The following is a 17,832-nucleotide window of genomic DNA, read 5'->3' as shown; positions in this document are numbered from 1 at the left end:
GTCTCCCTAACGTCTTCCACCGCGTCCACCGCCCGCGCGCATGCCACCTCCGCCTCCGCCTCCGCCGCTCGGGCGGCTGAAGTTCGAGCTTTGCATGCTGGAACGCCCGCGATCGGCGCTGCGCTGAGTTGCGCCGCCCGCGCCTACGCCCTGGAAGGCATTGTCGCGCCCTCCGCCGGCAGCACCGCCTGCGCTGCCTGCGCCTACGCCGCCGCCTGTGCCGCCTGCGCGGTCGCTGGCGCGGGACACTTCGCCGGTACTCGGGCGGTTCGAGACGCCGCCGCGATCGCCTGCGTTCGACCTGTCCGCTGTTCCTCCGCGATTGCCTGCATTCGACCTGTCGGCTACCGAATCACGATTACCCGCATTCGATCTGTCCGCTGCCGAATCGCGATTACCCGCGTTCGTGCGGTCGCCGGTTCGGCCTCGATCGCCGGCGTTCGCACGGTCGGCAGTATTGGCACGTGCGCCGTTGCCGGAGTCGCGGCCGCGAAAGTCGTTACGCCCCTCGGCCCCACCGACGTTGCGCGAATACTTGTCGCGAGTGGCATTGTCGCGATACGCGACGCCCTGGCGATGGCTGCCGTCGTGCTGCCAGCGTCCGCCGCCCTGGACCTTGGTGCGATCGAAGTTGCGGTCGATGTTGGCGGCCTTGTTGACGTTGATGTTGACGTCGCCGCCTCCCCAGTTGCAATTACCGAAGATCGCACCGGCGGCCGCCAGCCCGACGCCCCATGCGAAGCCCGTCATCAGCGCGCCGCCCGGGTAGTAGGCTGGGTAGGGCGGCCAGTAGGTCGGCGGATAAGTCGGGTAGCTCCACGAGCCGTAGACCACAGTCGGGTTATACGCGGGTACGTAAATGACCTGCGGGTTCGAAGGCTCGATTTTGACGATGGTTTGCCCACCGGCGGGCGCCTGCTCCACCACGACGTTCTGCTGTTCGTTCGACTTCAGGTTGCCCGATTCCTTGGCGCGGGCGCGGAGTCTCTGAACGGCATCGAGTACGTCTTTCTGCTGTGCCAGGAATGCGTCGCCGAGTTTCTGCGTCCAGTCGAGCTTGTCGTTCATCGGCTCGAGAATCTGCGGGAAGGCAACCATCGATTTAACGCTGACATCCCACGGCTGATTCTCGACGGCTTTCACGGCGGCGTCGCCCTTGACTTTCGGATTGGATTTGACCCAGCGCGCTGCGTGCACGATCTCGAGCGGATACGTCGAGGCCATGAGCACCTGCGACAGCACCGAGTCCGGATAGAGAGCGATCGGCGCGACCAGCGCCTCTATTTCTTCGGGCTTGAAGGGCGGCGTTGGCGGTGCAGCGTCGTTTTGCGCATGCGCGATACCTGTCGTCATGGCGACGGTCAGGGCGACGGTCAGGGCGACCAGTGACCACCGGCATAGCGCCGTGCTCCATCGTTGATTCCACAGGAACATGGCCGCTCCTTCGGGATGGTAAGAAGGTGTCCGAAATAATCGGGCCGGTTGTGAACGACGGTGAATTGCAGATACTATGCTGAACACGAAATAGTGCTTAATACAATCTTAGAACATCCCCGGGATGTTGGAACCTTAATGCCGATATCATTTGCCGATTTCATGCGGCAGATCGCGAAGTTTTATTCACCGCGAGCCGCTACGCTTCGTTAATCGATGCGGCGCTCGGGGCAATTGCGAGAGCGTGACACGGTCGCCGTTCATTCATTGAATGGCTTCACGGGCGATTGGCGGATTTTTCATGACGATGTCTGAAATGTACCGCCGGCCCGAGAGGTGCCGATACGAACTGGAGTGCGTATGCGCAGCACAGCCATGAAGTCGGCTTCAAACCAGTTGCGCGCGCGGCGCCACCGTGCGAACAGTAGGGCGATAACGTGCGCGGGTATCGTCCTGATTGTGATCTCCTTGCAGTCCCGCGCGCAGGTCGCGCCGGATGCGCTGTCGAGCCGCGCCGTTGTAGGCGGTAACGTGAAACGGCACGCAGATGCGGTACTCGCCGTCATGAGCTACACGACAGTACCCGATGTGACCACCAGTTCGCTTTCGATCAATAGCGGCACCACTGGCAATCCCGGCTTCGGCCAGACACAACTGGGCGGTGGCTTCACGCTCAGCAAGTCATTTCCTTTGTATCTGGAAGGCACGCTGGCGTATAGCCGCTACGATCCGACATTCGTCGCCACGGATGGCGCGCAACAGCGGCCGTTGCCGACGCGCTGGAACACGTTCAGCACGACGGCGGGCATCGGGTGGGACTTCCACATCACAGACGAGCTGGTTTTTCGGCCGATACTGAACGGCACCATCGGGCGCGTTTCGAGCGATCTGAGGGTAGGGCAGACGGTTATCAATCGCGTCACGGACAGCAATCTGCAGTTTCTCGACAACGGCTCACTCGACGCATACGGCTATGGTGGCTCGCTCATGCTCGATTACGAGCACTATCGGGAGAACTATGAAATCGACGTCGAACTGCGTGCGACCGATATCTACCTTCGCAGTTTCGGTGGCTCGTCCGAGGCGGTGCAGGGTTCGGCGACCGCGCAGCAGTTCAGCCTGTGGGGCCGCTGGCGCGCGCCGACCGGTTGGCACGCACTGGACCGGCCCGTGCGCTACGTGCTCGAAACCGCTTATTCGCACTATTTCGGGGACAGCGCAGGCGTGCTCGGATTCAACGACCTGACGTCATTGGGTGTGGGGCTTGAACTCGATAGCAGCAGGTATCCCGTTGTCATTACCCGCACACGGTTGATCGCAAGATATGTTTTCGGGCACAACGTGCACGGCGTTTCGATCGGCTTCGCTGTGAGTTTTTAACGCAGCGGGCGGCGAGAAGAATGCGACTCATGTCTTCCTGCCACCGCTGCACGGCCCTCGCGTTGAACGGCGCTGGTTTTCTTCGGCACGTATACGACCAGTTCTGGAAAACATGGCTCCGCCGCACTAATATGTTTAGAGAACCAGCGCTGATTGCCGAGGTCGTGATGAAAAAATCGGAAAGACGGGTTGCGATCGCATTGGTCGGCGTCGCTATCTGGCTGGCTGGTCTCTATGCGACCATCACTGGCTTGCTGTACGACCGCCAACCCGAATTCCGCTATGGCGTACTCGCGGTTTTTCTGGGTATCGCGATCGCGGTGATTGCGCTCAACCTGATATCCGTTCCAGGCCTCTCCAGCAAAAAGAAGCCGGTCTCGCGATAGCACTGTGCGTGCTGCGGACCAGCTTCTCACCCGAGTGGCGCGGGCGGTGTGTTCTTTCCCTTCTTGATGACGTTCTGGATAGCGCTCCGCTGCAACTGGCTGGCGGAATCAACGCGTATCCGATACACGGAGACATCTCATGTGCCGCTGGCTCGCTTATTCCGGCAATCCCCTTCAGCTTGAAACGGTGCTTTTCAACGCGAAGCATTCGCTGATCGATCAAAGCCTTCATTCGCGTCTCGGCCACACGACCACCAATGGCGACGGTTTCGGGATCGGCTGGTACGGCCATCCGACCGACATTCCGTTTCGCTACCGCTGCATTCAGCCGGCATGGAGCGACCGCAACCTGCGCGAAGCGGCGCGGGCAATCCACGCGCCGATGTTCATGGCGCACATCCGGGCCGCGACCGACACGCCGTCACAGGAGACCAACTGTCATCCGTTTCGTCATGGCCGCTGGCTGTTCGCGCACAACGGAGTAGTGCGCAAGTATCCGGCCGTGCGCCGCGACCTGATGGTCGCGATTGCGCCCGAACTGTTCGCTTCTATCGAGGGCTCGACCGACTCGGAAGTGCTGTTCTTCCTCGCGCTAACCTTTGGTCTGGAACTCGCGCCTGTCACTGCGCTCGAGAGGATGGTCGCGTTCGTCGAAGAAACGGGCCGCCGCCACGGCGTTGAAGAGCCGCTGAACATGACCGTCTGTGCAACCGACGGCGAGCAGATTATCGCTGTGCGTTATTCGAGCGAACGGCAGTCCCGCACGCTGTTTCACAATACGTCGTTCCGTCAAATGCACGAGTTGTATCCCGACGATCCGCGCATTGCGATGGCCGGGCAGGACGCGTTTCTGGTCGTGTCGGAGCCGCTCGCCGATTTGCCGGGCTGGTGGCAGGAGATTCCGGAGAGCACGGCGGTGGTTGCGCGCGGCGGCGAGGTCGAGCGGTTTGCATTCGAGCCGCGAGCGGCTTGAGGATCGTCGCAAGCGCCACGCTTGTCCGCGGCGAAGCGTTAATACCCTTTCGTGTAAAGCGAGAGATGGTTGCTCACCGACGTTACACCCGGCACGCTCATCGCCACCTCTGCTGCCTGCTCGATCTGAGGACCGTCCGGCACGCTTCCGGATAATGTCACGACACCGCCACGCGCCTTGACGAATACGTTCGATACGTTGAAGTTGGGCGCTCTGGACAACGCCTTGCGAACGTCGCGGGCCAGCTTCTTGTCCGCCTGCGTGGCACTGCCTGAACCTGCGCCGGGATTCGACGCCACCGGCATGGCGTTGGCGGTTTGCGCATGGACGTTTGGCATTAACGCGACACATCCCGCGAAGACAAAACAACTCACGGCGTGCGGTGTTTTCATGATTGCCTCTCCTGTTGATTCCGACGTTCGTGAATCAAAGATAGCCAACGTTGCGCGCCGATCAAATGTCATTCTGCAAATAACTACGCAGCTTGAAAGGCGCCACGCGGCCCGGTTTTCAAAGCCGGCCCGCGAAGTGTAGGACCAAGGTCCTATTGGCCTGGTATATCGGCTGGTTAAGCTTGTAAAGAGCGAGCGGATGGACCGATGAGCTGCCAAGTACTCACAGGTGCCATGCGAGCCTGCAATGATATCGAACTGGAGTGGCCGTGGAATTTGTCCTGTTACTCGCAATCTTTTTGACATCGAGTGGCTTTCTTATAGCGGCTCCGCGTACACCGGAACCGCCTGCCGCCGTCGCTGCCGTGACGCCGTCTGCCGTTGGCTCTATCGCGGCTAGCGAGGTCGCGTTGCCACCACCCTCTGAATCCGCCGCGACGGTAACCGTATCCAGTGCCCATGCTCTGGAGCCGGCCCGTCAGCAGTAACTCGAGGACCACCGCGGCGTTGATCCACGCGCCTTTTCAAAAGCAACATTCAACCGGACGTGAAAAATGAAACCGTTATCGCTTCTTCTCGTGACCGTTGCTGTGTCAGCCTGTGCAAACCAACCCATGCCGCCGGGCGCGCAAGCGGTCGGAGAAAGCCAACGGTCTGCTCCTGTCGTCGCGCAATGCATCGCGAAGGACTGGGCCGACCGGTCGCAACAACAGGTCATATCGCAGGTGATCGTGGCGAACGACCAGGCCATGGATGTCTATGTGCCAGGTCAGCAGCCTCCGGGTGGCGCAGCCGCCGTGGTGCGGCCATCGTGGACGGGTAATAGCAAAACGTCGGTCGGCTTCCGTGCAGGTAGCGGGGGAGGCAGCAATGCGATGGGAGATGTAGGAGGCTGCCTTTAGGCGGCGAACAGGTACTCAAATGACTCTGCCTCCAGAAGCATTCACCCCGGTTCACTGACGGGAACGCCGCCCCGGGTCGCGGCAAATGGGTGACGCGATGGATCACATCGTGAATCGACTGCTGCCTGCAGTTGTCGTTGCTTTCGTGCTATGCGGTTGCGCTATTACGTTGCCGGGCGCCGGCGGACTCGACTATCAAAGCCGCGCCGTCACGCGTAGTGAACGAGGACTCCGTGTTTCCGGCTCGGTGCTTTCGGCCGAAGAGAGCGAGAGCGTTTATGGCGTAGCGCTCGCAAAAAAGGGCATTCAGCCCGTATGGGTCGAGGTGCAAAACGACGACACGTCCAGCTACTTTCTGATGTCGCCGGGCCTCGACCCCAACTTCTTTCCCGCCTCCGAAGCGGCCGAAGCATTCGCCGGCAGCAAATCGTCGGTGGCAGGCGATGACATCGAGCGACGCTTTCGCGCACTCGCCTTCCGTAACCCCGTGTTGCCGGGCCACACTGTGTCCGGTTATATCCTGACCAATCTCTCCGAGGGCGCCAAGCTCATTCAGCTTGATCTTGTCGCAAGCGGTCGGGCGCAAACATTTTCCTTCCTCATGGTGGTGCCCGGCTTTTACGCGGATTACCACGTTAGCGCGGTGTTTCGCCGTGAGGTCTATCCGCCGGGGAGGATGGTGGACTACACCGACGACAGCGCGTTGCGCGCCGCGCTCGAATCGCTTCCGTGCTGCGCAACCAGCGAAGACGGCGCGAAGAATGGCGACCCGCTCAATCTCGTCATCGTGGGCGGTCTCGACGACGCATTTCCCGCACTCGTTAGACGAGGCTGGAGTCCGACCGAACAGAAATGGTCCGGCTCGATCATGAAGACCGTCACGTCCGCATTTTCCGGCGAGCGCTATGTCAATGCACCCGTGAGCGATCTCTATCTGTTCGGGCGGGCGCAGGACCTCGCATTGCAGAAGGCGCGCGACACCATCCACCAGCGCAATCACTTGCGGCTCTGGCTCAGCCCGATGCGCTACCGTGGCAAGCCCGTGTGGGTCGGTCAGATCAGCCGGGATATCGGCGTGCGTCTGACATTTCACTCGCCCACGCTGACGACGCACAAGATCGATCCCGATGTAGACGAAGCACGTACCGCGCTGACCGAGGACATGGCCTATTCGCAGAACCTGCAGAAGATCGGCTTCGTGAAAGGAGTCGGCGCAGCCCCGCAAAACGCACCGGGCCAGAATCTGACTACCGACCCGTACTACACCGACGGCCTTCGCCAGGTCCTCGTATTCGACCGGCAGCCCACCTCGCTCTCGGGTATCGAATTTTTTCCATGGGAGTCGGTTGCAAAGTTCAACGCCGTGCCCGCGGGAGCAGATCAATGAACGAATGGTCAACGCTTTGGCGTGCGTTGACGCGCGTTGCCGGCAGCGTTGTGTTTCTATTCGTTTGTGGCGGCTGTGCGACCTGGACCGCGCCCGTCAGCCCCGACGATGCGCCGCTGCGTCAGCGTGCGGTGAGCGACACGAGGCAAGGCGCGCGCGTCAGCGTAGCCGTTCTAGGCGCCGACGACAGCAGGCGCATGATCGGCGCCGACATTGGCAGCAGCAACATTCAGCCGCTCTGGATCGAAGTCGAGAACCATACACCGCAAGCATTATGGTTGCTGCACTCCGGAACCGACCCGGACTACTTTTCGCCACTCGAAGTCGCATGGTCGATGCACACGCTTCTCGGCGGCGCGACGAACGCGGACATCGACAGCCACCTGAACAAGCTCGGATTCAAAAATCCTGTCCCGGCTGGAGAAACGCGCAGCGGCTTTCTATTCGCCAACCCGGACCGGCAGATCAAACTCGTTAACATCGATCTTTTCGCAAGCAGAACACTGATTCCTTTCTCGCTGTTTCTACCCGTACCGGACGACGCCGCCGACCCGCGTTTCGCGCTCACTCCATTCCAGTACCAGCAGGCGGCTTTGACCGACTACCACGACCTCGCGTCGCTGCGGGCCGCGCTCGAACGGATGCCGCGCTGCGCGACGAGCGAGAATGACGAGACCGAAGGCGATCCTTTGAATGTGATCGTGATCGGCAAACTGGGAGACATCGGCGCCGCGATGGTGCGCCGTAGCTATCGCCGGGAGATGCGGAAAAGCGACTATTCGCAGTGGCTATTCGGACGCACGCCCGACGTCGTGCTGCGCAAGCAGGCCCAGGCGGGTGCGTTGTCGACTTCATTGCGCGCGTGGCTCACGCCCATTCGCTTTAACGGCGACCCGGTGTATGTCGCGCAAGCCGGGCGTCCTGTCGGGGGCCGCTTCGCGCATCGCGATATGGCGGATGACACGCTTCATGATGACGTCGACGAGGCCAGGAACTTCCTTATTCAGGACATGATGTATTCGGGCGGTCTCGACAAGCTCGGTTTTGTGTACGGCGTCGGTCCATCGCCACAGGCACACCCGCGGACAACGCTGAACGGCGCGCCGTATCACACCGACGGACTACGCGCCGTGATGTTCTTCGCCACTCGTCCGCTCAGTTTTGCGAACGTGGAAATGCTCCAGTGGGTGCCATACCTCGAGCAGCGCGAGTCCTCCACGAACCGGGAGGGTGGCGATGCCGGCAAGTAGGGCGGTCCGTCAGCAACGAAGCGGCGCGGTGCACCGGCGCGTTTTGCATCGACGGGTATCAAGCAAGCGCCGCATCCACGGCGCGGCGCTAGCGGTCATTCTTGCGCTAACGGCATGCGCAACGAAGCCGCTCATTCCCTACTCGACGGAGACGCCGCCCCTCGCTCTCGTGGCGGCATCGCAGGCCGGCGTGCAAGACAAGCGGGCCCGCTTTCGCGAGATTTACTGTGCGGTGCTCGAAGCGCACGGCTCAGCGCTGCCTGACTACCGTCCCTGCGAAGACGCACTCACACGCGTGGGCGCCGAGCCTGCCGGTACAGGTGCGCCCGTCGATCTCGGGCAATCGGCACGCCACCTCATCGCGGCAGTGGTGCCCGGCATCGGGTACGACTGCTTCAGGCCGTGGCTAAATCCTCCGAACACCGTCGTTCAAAACCTGCGGCAATCCGGTTACGACGGGATCATGCTGAACGTGGACGGGCTGTCGGGCTCGGCGAACAATGCACGCCAGATCCGCGACGCCGTGATGGCCATGCCGATGTCCGAAGGCGCAGCGCAACTGGTGCTGATCGGCTACTCGAAGGGCGCGGCCGATATTCTCGAGGCCGTCGTCGCGTATCCGGAGATTCGCAGCCGCGTGGCGGCTGTCGTCAGCGCGGCGGGGGCGGTTGGCGGATCGCCGCTTGCCAACGACGCCGAGCAATACCAGGCGGACATGCTGCGGCACTTTCCGGGCGCGGCTTGCCACTCGGGAGACGGCGGCGCTGTGCAAAGCCTGCGGCCCGTCACGCGCAGGGCGTGGATGGCCAACCATCCGCTTCCGCGCGATCTGCGCTACTACTCGCTCGTGACCTTTCCGCAGCCGGAGCGCATTTCGTCGATACTCGAATCGAGCTACGAAAAACTCTCACGAGTCGACGCCCGCAACGACAGCCAGGTGATCTTCTACGATCAGGTCGTGCCCGGCAGCGTCTTGATGGGTTACGTCAATGCGGATCATTGGGCACTGGCCGTGCCTGTCTCTCGAACGCACACGACGATCGCATCGTTGTTCGTCACGCAAAATGCCTACCCTCGCGAGGCACTGACAGAGGCGATTCTGCGTTTCGTGGAAGAGGATATGGCAACTTCCGGAATGTGAAGGCAGTGCCTTTATGCAGTACCGCTATTAGCGCGCGGCGCAGCAAAGTAGCGGCGCCGCGCTCTAAAAGCGACTCAGCTTTAAAGCAACTCAAACTTCCGGCTTCAACCGATACAGTTCCGGCACGAGCGCGAGCAACAGACGCTTCGCCGAAAAAAGCCGCGGCGAGATATGCGTGGCCACATACCATGTCGCCGCCACGTTCATGCTGCGCAGCTTCAGATCGGGGCCGACCAGCGCGCTTGCAAAATGCAGATCGCCGAGCGTCTTGCCGATGATCTCCTGCTTGATGCGCGCGCGCTCCGGTGGATCGAGCGCAATGAAAGACAGCGCCGACACCTCGTGAAGCAACCGGTACATGCTGTTGTAGTGGTGCAGCGTCTTCGTCGTGAACATCGTCGAATCCATGCGCAATCTTCTTTTAAAGAGCGCCTGGTTCAGCACTGCCAGCTTAAGTCGTTGCTGTAGCAACAACGCAGCGAAGAAGTGATTGTCCTCATACACGATGCCTTCTATGAAACGCAGATTGCCGATGGCCGAACGTCGCGTGATAAAGCAGCACGGCGAAACAAAATAGCGCCCTTGCCGCAACGATTCGACGACGAACTCTTCCGACCACAACGTCGCGCTTCCGAGCGGCCGGCGGTAGCCGTTGACTTCCTGCTTGTACATCGGCGCATCGTTCGGGAATACCGCGGCTTCGAACATCACCGCGTCGATCTCGGGATTGCTGAATTCGCGGTGGCAGACGCTCAACGTGTCGGTGTCGATCAGGTCGTCGCTGTCCATGTAGTACACATACGTGCCCGTGGTCAGCGAAGTGCCGAGATTGCGTGCCGCGGATTGCCCGCGATTCGGCTGATAGACGTAGCGAAAGCGCGAGTCGCTGTCGCAATAGCGCTGTGCAATCGCGGCGGTGCCGTCCGTGGAGCCGTCGTCGACAAGGATCAGCTCGAAGTCCGTGAAGGACTGGGCCGCAACGCTCGCGAGCGCTTCGTCGAGATAGTGCTCAACGTTGTAGGCCGGCACGATGATGGAAAAAGCGGGCATAAGGCACCTCGATTGTTTGATAGCAGAACCGCAACTCAACCAGCATCCGCGCCGCGTGCTTCCTGACGCGCCCCGGATGCAACCGGCATGAGCGCCGCGCCTCGCGAGGCAGGTGCAACGCCGCGGAAATACAGCCACATGAAGGCCACCGCGCCGACCACCTCGGTCAGGATCACGGCGACGATCGTTCCTTTCGCGCCGCCGTAGCGGGTGAGCGGAACCACATAGAGAAGATGCAGAACCGTCGCGCCGAGAAACACATTCGTGAGCGAACGCGCCCGGCCTTGAGCGAGCAACCCGAGATCGCCGAATACGACAGCGACGCTGATGATGGGCGGCAAGACGGCTTCGAGTCTCAGGAGAGGAATGGACGCATGAAACTGCGGCCCAACCCATGTTTCGATACCCCACGCCGCGAGCAATTCGATGCCGACAAAAAGGCTGATCGATGTCGAGAACACGGCGAGCATCGCCATTCGCATCAGGCGCTGCGCGGCTTGCGGATCGGTCGCGTGGTATTGACTGATGCGCGGATAGAAAGCCTGACTGATCACCATGAACATGGCCTGCGCGGCCACGCGAATCTTGTCCGCCATCGCGAACTGACCGACCACTTCCGGTCCGTGGAAGTAGTTCAGCAGAATCGAGTTGAAGTTCACATAGAAGCTGATCAATACAAAAGAGAGGAACAACGGAAAGCCGTCTTTCAGCGCGTCGACAATCTTTCTCGTGGATATGCCGACGAGTTTCACCAGCCTGTTGCGATGAAGAATCCACAGCGCGCAAATGGCGAGCAGTACATTGCCGAGACTGACGCCCAATGCGGCAAGCGCGGCATCGCCCGGTCCTTTCACTGCAAGATAAACGAAGGCGAGACCGAGAAGCCGCGAAACAAACGTCGGCAACACCAACGCGCGCATACGTTCCAGACCCTGAAACAGCCATACCGGCGTAACCGCGTTGGCGACGATGCCGAGAAATAGCGCGCCCAGTACATCGGCGTGATCTCGCAGATCCGGCACGAATGCAATGCCCGCTACGATCAGAAGAAGCGCCGCTGCAACGAGTACGAGCCGCGCGGCCGATGTACTCGTATAGACCTCGGCGAGCCCGTGAGCGTCGCCGCGCTTGACCGATACGAGTCGCGTTGCGGTGAAGTTGAAGCCATAGTCGGTCAGCAGCACCATGTATTGCGCGACGGCCTGACAATAGGCCAACACCCCGAACTCTCTTGCACCGAGTACATGACCCAGGTACGGCAACATCAGCAACGGTACGATGTAATTGCCGCCCTGAATCAGAATCAGATAGAACAGCGTGTTGCGAATCGGAGTCGTCATAAAAATACGCCTGGTGCAATAGTGGCTTTCCTCATGCGTCAAGCCGCTCTACAGGCTCAAATGCCGCTGTGCACGGAATTCGGTGGGCGACATTCCGTACCTCTCCTTGAAGAGACGGCCCAGACGATTACCGTCGCCCATTCCGCACCGCCGCGCAATTTTCCCAACCGGGATATTGGTGGAACTCAGCATTGTCCGGACCACGTCGAAGCGCGTGCGCAGCAGGTACTCCAGCGGCGTCATGCCGAATTCCTGCTTGAAACGGCGCCGGAAATTGCGCTTGCTCATTGCCGCGGATTCGGCTGCCTGCGCAACGGAAATTGGCTTGCTGTAGTTCTCCTGGATCCAGCGGGCCGACTCGCGAACCTTGCTTGCGGTGGTGAGCGATTTGGCGTCGCCTTCGCGTGGCCTTGTGTGCTTGATCGCATTCGTCTGCAGTTCAAGCGCGACCTTTCTGGCGATCTGCGGACCGAGGTCGCGCTCGATCTGCGAAAGCGCCAGCTCGGCGGGCGTTGCGCCGTTGATGCGGGACGCCACGAAGTCATCGTCGAATAGAAAGACGGGTACTGCCAGCCGTGAAGCGTTTTTGTAAACCACTGCGAGCTTCGACCCTTGCGTGATGCGAAGCGATGCCATTGCGCCGTGACGCGTGATCCACGAATGCAACCGGTCATTCGGTTCCGTTGGCGCCGCCGTGTCGCGGCACGCCACGAAGAACGCGTGAAAATCGCCCACGCTGTAACGGCTCAGTTGTTCCGTGAAGATCGAAATGCCGCACGAACTCGTGACGACGCCGCCTTCTTCTGACAATACCGTAAGCCGGTACGGCGGGTCTTCGCCACGATGCAGTTGCGCCATGTTCGCAAGGCGAAAAGCATCGCCAATCGCGCCAGTACTTGCCGTGAAGAAGTTCTGCGACACGAGAAGGCCAATGTGCCTCGGCGGTTCCAGACAGTCGGGCTTCTCATCGACGTGCGGCCTGGAGAGTTCAACGAGATCCATCACGATTAGGGCTCCCAATATATTTATCAAATGCACTAAAAGTCTGGCAACAGCCTGAATTGTAGTGAGCGCGGATTCGGTAAAAGTCCGCTAATCGGCGGCGCAGCCGCCAATTGCTTGTCGCGCCTCGCCAATGCGCGGATCTTCTGAAACCGCGGTTATCCGCGCCGCTTTGCAGCCCGGATAGCGTCGGCAATGGAGCAGAAAATCCGCACCGGAATCAATACAATCGCCACCACCAGAAAAACGACAATCACCGCCACGACATAAACCGTTGCAAAGCCAGTCAATATCACGGTGAACGCAAACCTTTCGGCACGCGAAGCCAAGGGCTGGTCTCGCCAGTGACCCCGCGGCCGGCCTTCTTCCATGGTCGCACTCGCTTAGGCGGAACCCGTGCGGGCGCGGCGCCGAAACTCCGTTGGCGAGACTCCGAAGCGCTTGCGAAAGAGCTTCGCGAGTTGCGACCCGTTGCCCATGCCGCTGCGCCGAGCGATCTTGTCGACCGGAAGATCGGAGTCGGCTAGCAGCCTGCGCGACCGGTCGAGCCGAGCCCTCAACAAGTATTCGGAAGGCGGCGTGCCGATCTGTTGCCGGAACCGGCGCAAGAAGGTTCGTTCGCTGATCGCAGCGCGCTGAGCGACCTCGGCAATTGAAATGTCGTGCTCGCAGTTTTCAGTGAGCCACTGCGCGAGCGCGTGAATCTTCTCGTCTTCGCGCTTCGGCTTAACGGACGTTGCGCCGCTTGCATCATCTGCCTGCGGAAAGAAGCTGATGCGTATTTCGGCGGCGCGTGCAATCACGGCGCCCTGAACTGTGTGGTCCAGGATCCATACCGGCGCAATTAAATCTTGACAATTCAAATTGGACCTTACGATAGAGGCGAGAGTTGCATCCGTATCCGGCGCAATCAGCATTTGCATCTTATCGGCGTGCTCGGGCGCGCGAGGAATAGACATCGCGTTTGCAGTAGCCGATTGATCGAGATGCATTTCGTTTTCGCCGGATTGAAGATCGCGGCTTGAAACGATGTCGATATGTGCATTCGTATTAATTAGACGAAGTACTTGTGCCGCTTTATCAGTCGGCAGGAGGCAACTAGCGGGGCCGAGTTTATTCATGCTGTCTCCTGGTGTTCGAGGTCTAACGAGTTATTGGTAATGCCGCTCAGGTATGACAGTGCTTGTGTTGGGCGCGAGCGAAGAAGCGTTGGAGAAGACGATGCTTACGCAATCTTTCTTCGTTTGGGATTTGAATGGAAGGATACGCTGTAAGGCTGGTTGCGTGCTCACCTAAATTCAGCCTCCACCGGCCAACCTTGGCTGACAACGTAGAGGTGCTCGATGGCGTGCCGCGCGACGAACGAGCGCGGGCGCCGGACGGCTCAACCGCCGGTTCGAGTACTGTGTCAAAGGCGTTAAACCGATAAGAAATGTGGCAAGAAAAACGCGTAATGAAGCCCGTTTCGAAAGTTCTGAGAAGCGGTACAAAATGCCTTAGAAAACGTTTGTTCACACGCTTGAAGGATCGACTCAAGCGCGTCATGAGCGGACAACATCGTGTGCGCAACGGTCACTGCGTTCATGACCATCATTGCGCTCAACCCGCGTCGGTTTGCAATGCGGCTTCGCCGCCTGCATCGGCCGCTTCGTGCAGCGGACGCTTCTGCTGTGATACGTTTAGCTCTTGTGCGCCGGTGTATTGGCGAATCACGTTGCGGGTGATCTGCTGCACGACGTCATGGCTCTGCGCCGTGCTGTCCGTCAGCACACGAGCCCAGTCTGTCGTACCCACATTAAAGACTTCTCCCGCACTGCGGCGGCCGTCTCGCAGCAGTGGACGAAATAAGCCGATCGCGCCAGCACCGCCCATTTCCCATCCTGTGAGCCGTTCGGTAACCGCAAGCCTTTCGATTGCATCGTCGGGCCAGTCCGGCGGGATGCCGTCCGCTTCATAGCCGACGAGCCGATCTTCTGCGCCAAAGCTTTCACCTTGTTGCAGTTGAGTTCCTGCAAATACCCAATGGTCCGGCCGTTTGACTGTAAAGCCAATTGCCTGACGCTCGCACTTCACCCAGCGGCGACGCCACCGCGACCACGTGCCCCAGTGGCCGCCGCCGTGCTTATAGGTCAGTCCAATCAAATGGCTTTCATTGCCGCTTACGCGCGGATCGAGATCGATCTGTTCCTTGAGTACATCCCAGTTGTCCGCAAGCTTGCGCATCTCGCTGAGTTGACCCGGTTCAGCGCCGATAAACCTCACAGGCCGATAACACGTATTGCCGCTGAAAACAGCGACGTTTCCGCCTTGCGTGACGAAATACGCGACATGTGCGCGCATTTCCTCGCTCCAGTACTCGTGATGACCGACGCTCAGCATGCAGCGGTAGCGCGTAAGGTCTAGCGCAGTGGCGCTGTGTAAGTCGAGATCCGTATAAAAGTCGCAGGCAATGCCTTCGTTGCGCAGCCACCGGATAAACTTCGCGTCCCAGTGAGCGAATTGTTGACGGGTCGAGCGTTTGTCGTAGGGATCGTCCGGTTCGCCGAGCCGTGCGCCGAGTCCGCCGCCGGGGCGGAGCAAGCTCACTTTGTTTGCGGCGCGATAACGGTGAATGCGGTCGTCGTAGAAGCTTCCGCCACCCGTCGAGTTATAGGCGTGGTAGGTCGCCGTCGGAATGATGTACGCGAGCGTGGCGGTGGGCGTGCGTGGGCGCGCGATCACAAGCGCCATGCTGTCGCTGTCGGGCCGTGCTGCGAAGATCGGCCGATGCGCGGCGCACGCGCGCCCGAGTTCCTGCGTCGGCTTTCCTGCGGCGTCGACTTCATAGGCGATCGCCACATAGGCGCCGCTGTGCAAGTTCGCGACGTTCGGGCGAATGTCGATTGTCGGCCAATTCCAATCCTCGTCGAAGCGCTTTGCCGCGCTATTGCCTGTAGATTGGAATACGTATTTGCCGTCCAGCAGATTGGCGGTCACATTGTTCTTACCTGTAACCACCACGCCGCACAGGCTCGTGAGCGAGTCGTCGTCCTGCTGCTGATAAATGGCGATGCTAAAGCGCCTGCCGGGCTGCACCGCGAGTTCAAAGCTGGCTCCCGCAGTAAAGCTCGGATGAATCGGATAGATCTGCATGTTCGCTTTCCTTGCGCGAATAAGCGAGGCAGTGGCCCGCCAATGAGTTCCGATTACATTGCGGCGCGCGGTTTATGTCCGCGCAACCGTTTGCTTGTACACCCATGCGCGCAGTGCGTCTGTGCGCTACGCCTCATTCGACAGTAACGGACTTCGCGAGATTTCGCGGCTTGTCGACGTCGGTGCCGCGTGCGCATGCGGTGTGATACGCAAGCAGTTGCAGCGGCACGACATGCAGGATCGGCGACAGGCTGCCGTAGTGCTCGGGCATGCGGATCACGCGAAGTCCATCGCCACTCGCAATTCGTGAATCCGCATCGGCGAATACATACAATTGGCCGCTGCGTGCCCTGACTTCCTGCATATTCGATTTGAGCTTGTCGAGCAGCGCGTCGTTAGGCGCCACGGTGACGACCGGCATCTGGCTCGTCACCAGTGCAAGTGGCCCATGTTTCAATTCGCCTGCGGGATAGGCTTCCGCGTGCACGTACGAGATCTCTTTCAGCTTTAATGCGCCTTCCAGCGCGATCGGATAATGCAGGCCGCGGCCGAGAAAGAGTGCATGTTCTGTGCGCGCGAACGCTTCTGCCCACGCGACGATTTGTGTTTCCAGCGCAAGTACGCTGTTCAGTTTCGCCGGCAAGCGATGCAGTTGATCGAGAAACGCCGCCTCTTGCGCGGCCGGAAGGCGCCCGCGCTGTTTGCTAAGCGTCAAGGCGAGCAGGAACAGCGCAACTAGCTGCGTTGTGAAGGCTTTTGTCGACGCAACGCCGATTTCCGGTCCCGCGCTAGTCAGATGCTGGAACTGCGCCTGCCGCATCATCGTGCTGCTTGCGACATTGCAAATAGCCAACGTGTGCCGATGGCCCTGAGATTGAGCGTGCTTGAGCGCGGCGAGCGTATCGGCGGTTTCGCCCGATTGCGATACGACCACGACCAGCGTATTGGGACTTGCCACACTGCTGCGATACCGGTATTCGCTCGCGACTTCCACTTGCGCCGGTACTTTGGCGAGCGATTCGAACCAGTACTTCGCTGTCATGCCGGCGTAATAACTCGTGCCGCACGCCACTATCAGCAGCGAGTCGATTTCGCGAAACGCGTGCCGCGCCCCCGCGCCGAATAGGTCGGCGGTAATGGTGTGAACGTTTTCAATTGCGTCTGCAATGACACTTGGCTGCTCGAAGATCTCTTTGTGCATGTAATGCCGATACGGGCCGAGTTCCACTGCGCTCGTGCTCGATCGCTGCAATTTGATTTCGCGCTGCACTGCATGGCCGGCGCGATCGACGACCCGTACACCGTCCAGTGTCAATTCCGCTATATCGCCTTCTTCCAGATAAATGAAGTTCTCCACCGTCCCGGCAAGCGCCATGACGTCGGACGCGAGATAGTTGCCTTGCTCTCCCAGGCCGACGACGAGCGGTGAACCGGCCCGTGCACCGATCACCCGGCCCGGATCGCTACTCGCGAATACGGCAATTGCGTAAGCGCCGTGAAGCCGTTCGAGCGCATGGCGCACGGCAGAAAGCAGGTCGCTTTCATGTTCTCCGCCTTGCTTTTTCCACGCATGGTGAATCAGATGCGCGACAACTTCCGTATCGGTGTCCGACTCAAACACGTAGCCGAGTACTCCCAGTTCTTCTCGTAACGCCTCGTGGTTTTCAATGATGCCGTTATGCACGATGGCGATTTCGCCGCTGGAGAAGATCGGATGGGCATTCCTCGTGACAGGCGCTCCATGAGTCGCCCAACGTGTATGTGCGATACCGATCATTCCCGACAGGTTAGCTTCGGCAACTTCTGCCGCGAGACTCGCGACGCGCGCGACGCTGCGCACTCGACGCAGTGCGCCTTGCTGAAGAACCGCGATTCCGCACGAGTCGTAGCCGCGATACTCGAGTCGCCGCAAGCCCTCGGTCAACGTGGAAGTGACATCGCGGCGATCCACTGCTCCTACGATTCCGCACATGGAAGGTCTCCTGATTCCGCAGCGATTCATACGAAAGTACTGGCGCTGTTCGATCTGTTGCATTGCAACCAAGCATAGACATCGCGAGGCG

Annotated in this window: 16 protein-coding genes; 7 read left to right on the top strand and 9 right to left on the bottom strand. The window is 60.1% G+C overall.

Translation table 11 applies throughout. The features are described from left to right. Nucleotides 1-6: 6 nt before the first annotated feature. The gene (locus tag C8K18_RS10390) at nucleotides 7-1,434 is read right to left on the bottom strand and encodes a DUF3300 domain-containing protein (protein ID WP_107707410.1); all 1,428 of its coding nucleotides are present in this window, start codon (nucleotides 1,432-1,434) and stop codon (nucleotides 7-9) included. Between the two features lie 360 nt (nucleotides 1,435-1,794). Here C8K18_RS10390 and C8K18_RS10385 point away from each other — a divergent pair, with 360 nt between their 5' ends. The 3 genes from C8K18_RS10385 (at nucleotide 1,795) to C8K18_RS10375 (ending at nucleotide 4,173) form a co-directional block, all read left to right on the top strand. After that, nucleotides 1,795-2,814 (top strand): hypothetical protein, encoded by a 1,020-nt coding sequence (locus tag C8K18_RS10385; RefSeq protein ID WP_107707409.1) that lies wholly within the window; start codon nucleotides 1,795-1,797, stop codon nucleotides 2,812-2,814. Nucleotides 2,815-2,843: 29 nt separating this feature from the next. Further along, entirely contained in the window at nucleotides 2,844-3,200 is a 357-nt protein-coding gene (locus C8K18_RS33665) for a DUF2964 family protein (protein ID WP_232292200.1), read from the top strand. A gap of 139 nt (nucleotides 3,201-3,339) precedes the next feature. Next, entirely contained in the window at nucleotides 3,340-4,173 is an 834-nt protein-coding gene (locus C8K18_RS10375; RefSeq protein WP_006046788.1) for a class II glutamine amidotransferase, read from the top strand. 38 nt (nucleotides 4,174-4,211) lie between these two features. Here C8K18_RS10375 and C8K18_RS10370 read toward each other — a convergent pair whose 3' ends face one another. Further along, complete coding sequence (locus C8K18_RS10370) at nucleotides 4,212-4,565, bottom strand: BON domain-containing protein (RefSeq protein ID WP_107707408.1); 354 nt, start codon at nucleotides 4,563-4,565, stop codon at nucleotides 4,212-4,214. A gap of 554 nt (nucleotides 4,566-5,119) precedes the next feature. Here C8K18_RS10370 and C8K18_RS33660 point away from each other — a divergent pair. The 4 genes from C8K18_RS33660 (at nucleotide 5,120) to C8K18_RS10350 (ending at nucleotide 9,245) form a co-directional block, all read left to right on the top strand. Next, the gene (locus tag C8K18_RS33660) at nucleotides 5,120-5,467 is read left to right on the top strand and encodes a hypothetical protein (RefSeq protein WP_107707407.1); all 348 of its coding nucleotides are present in this window, start codon (nucleotides 5,120-5,122) and stop codon (nucleotides 5,465-5,467) included. A 97-nt stretch (nucleotides 5,468-5,564) separates the two neighbouring features. Further along, nucleotides 5,565-6,854 (top strand): LssY C-terminal domain-containing protein, encoded by a 1,290-nt coding sequence (locus tag C8K18_RS10360; RefSeq protein ID WP_107707595.1) that lies wholly within the window; start codon nucleotides 5,565-5,567, stop codon nucleotides 6,852-6,854. Then, the gene (locus tag C8K18_RS10355; protein ID WP_107707406.1) at nucleotides 6,851-8,104 is read left to right on the top strand and encodes an LssY C-terminal domain-containing protein; all 1,254 of its coding nucleotides are present in this window, start codon (nucleotides 6,851-6,853) and stop codon (nucleotides 8,102-8,104) included. The genes C8K18_RS10360 and C8K18_RS10355 overlap by 4 nt, the downstream gene beginning before the upstream one ends. A gap of 73 nt (nucleotides 8,105-8,177) precedes the next feature. Continuing rightward, a complete protein-coding gene (locus tag C8K18_RS10350; RefSeq protein ID WP_107707594.1) occupies nucleotides 8,178-9,245 on the top strand; it encodes a hypothetical protein in 1,068 nt (355 codons plus the stop codon). Between the two features lie 90 nt (nucleotides 9,246-9,335). On the opposite strand, the gene C8K18_RS10345 is transcribed toward C8K18_RS10350, so the two are convergent. The 7 genes from C8K18_RS10345 to glmS form a co-directional block, all read right to left on the bottom strand. After that, nucleotides 9,336-10,295 carry a glycosyltransferase family 2 protein gene (locus C8K18_RS10345; protein ID WP_029965750.1) on the bottom strand — a complete coding sequence of 320 codons (960 nt, stop codon included), beginning with the start codon at nucleotides 10,293-10,295 and terminating at the stop codon, nucleotides 9,336-9,338. Nucleotides 10,296-10,330: 35 nt separating this feature from the next. Further along, complete coding sequence (locus C8K18_RS10340; RefSeq protein ID WP_006046795.1) at nucleotides 10,331-11,635, bottom strand: flippase; 1,305 nt, start codon at nucleotides 11,633-11,635, stop codon at nucleotides 10,331-10,333. 48 nt (nucleotides 11,636-11,683) lie between these two features. After that, the gene (locus C8K18_RS10335) at nucleotides 11,684-12,637 is read right to left on the bottom strand and encodes a GlxA family transcriptional regulator (RefSeq protein WP_006046796.1); all 954 of its coding nucleotides are present in this window, start codon (nucleotides 12,635-12,637) and stop codon (nucleotides 11,684-11,686) included. Nucleotides 12,638-12,795: 158 nt separating this feature from the next. Continuing rightward, nucleotides 12,796-13,008 carry a hypothetical protein gene (locus C8K18_RS10330; protein ID WP_029965746.1) on the bottom strand — a complete coding sequence of 71 codons (213 nt, stop codon included), beginning with the start codon at nucleotides 13,006-13,008 and terminating at the stop codon, nucleotides 12,796-12,798. Nucleotides 13,009-13,020: 12 nt separating this feature from the next. Then, the gene (locus C8K18_RS10325) at nucleotides 13,021-13,758 is read right to left on the bottom strand and encodes a helix-turn-helix domain-containing protein (RefSeq protein ID WP_006046798.1); all 738 of its coding nucleotides are present in this window, start codon (nucleotides 13,756-13,758) and stop codon (nucleotides 13,021-13,023) included. Between the two features lie 478 nt (nucleotides 13,759-14,236). Further along, nucleotides 14,237-15,769 (bottom strand): N,N-dimethylformamidase beta subunit family domain-containing protein, encoded by a 1,533-nt coding sequence (locus C8K18_RS10320; RefSeq protein ID WP_107707405.1) that lies wholly within the window; start codon nucleotides 15,767-15,769, stop codon nucleotides 14,237-14,239. Between the two features lie 133 nt (nucleotides 15,770-15,902). Next, on the bottom strand, nucleotides 15,903-17,741 hold the full coding sequence (gene glmS, locus C8K18_RS10315; RefSeq protein WP_006046800.1) for a glutamine--fructose-6-phosphate transaminase (isomerizing): 1,839 nt from the start codon (nucleotides 17,739-17,741) through the stop codon (nucleotides 15,903-15,905). Nucleotides 17,742-17,832 lie beyond the last annotated feature (91 nt).

The organism is Paraburkholderia sp. GV068 (assembly GCF_003058125.1).
Classification (GTDB): Bacteria; Pseudomonadota; Gammaproteobacteria; order Burkholderiales; family Burkholderiaceae; genus Paraburkholderia; species Paraburkholderia graminis.
Note: the sequence above shows the minus strand (reverse complement) of the source record. Positions and strands in the feature narration are given on the sequence as shown.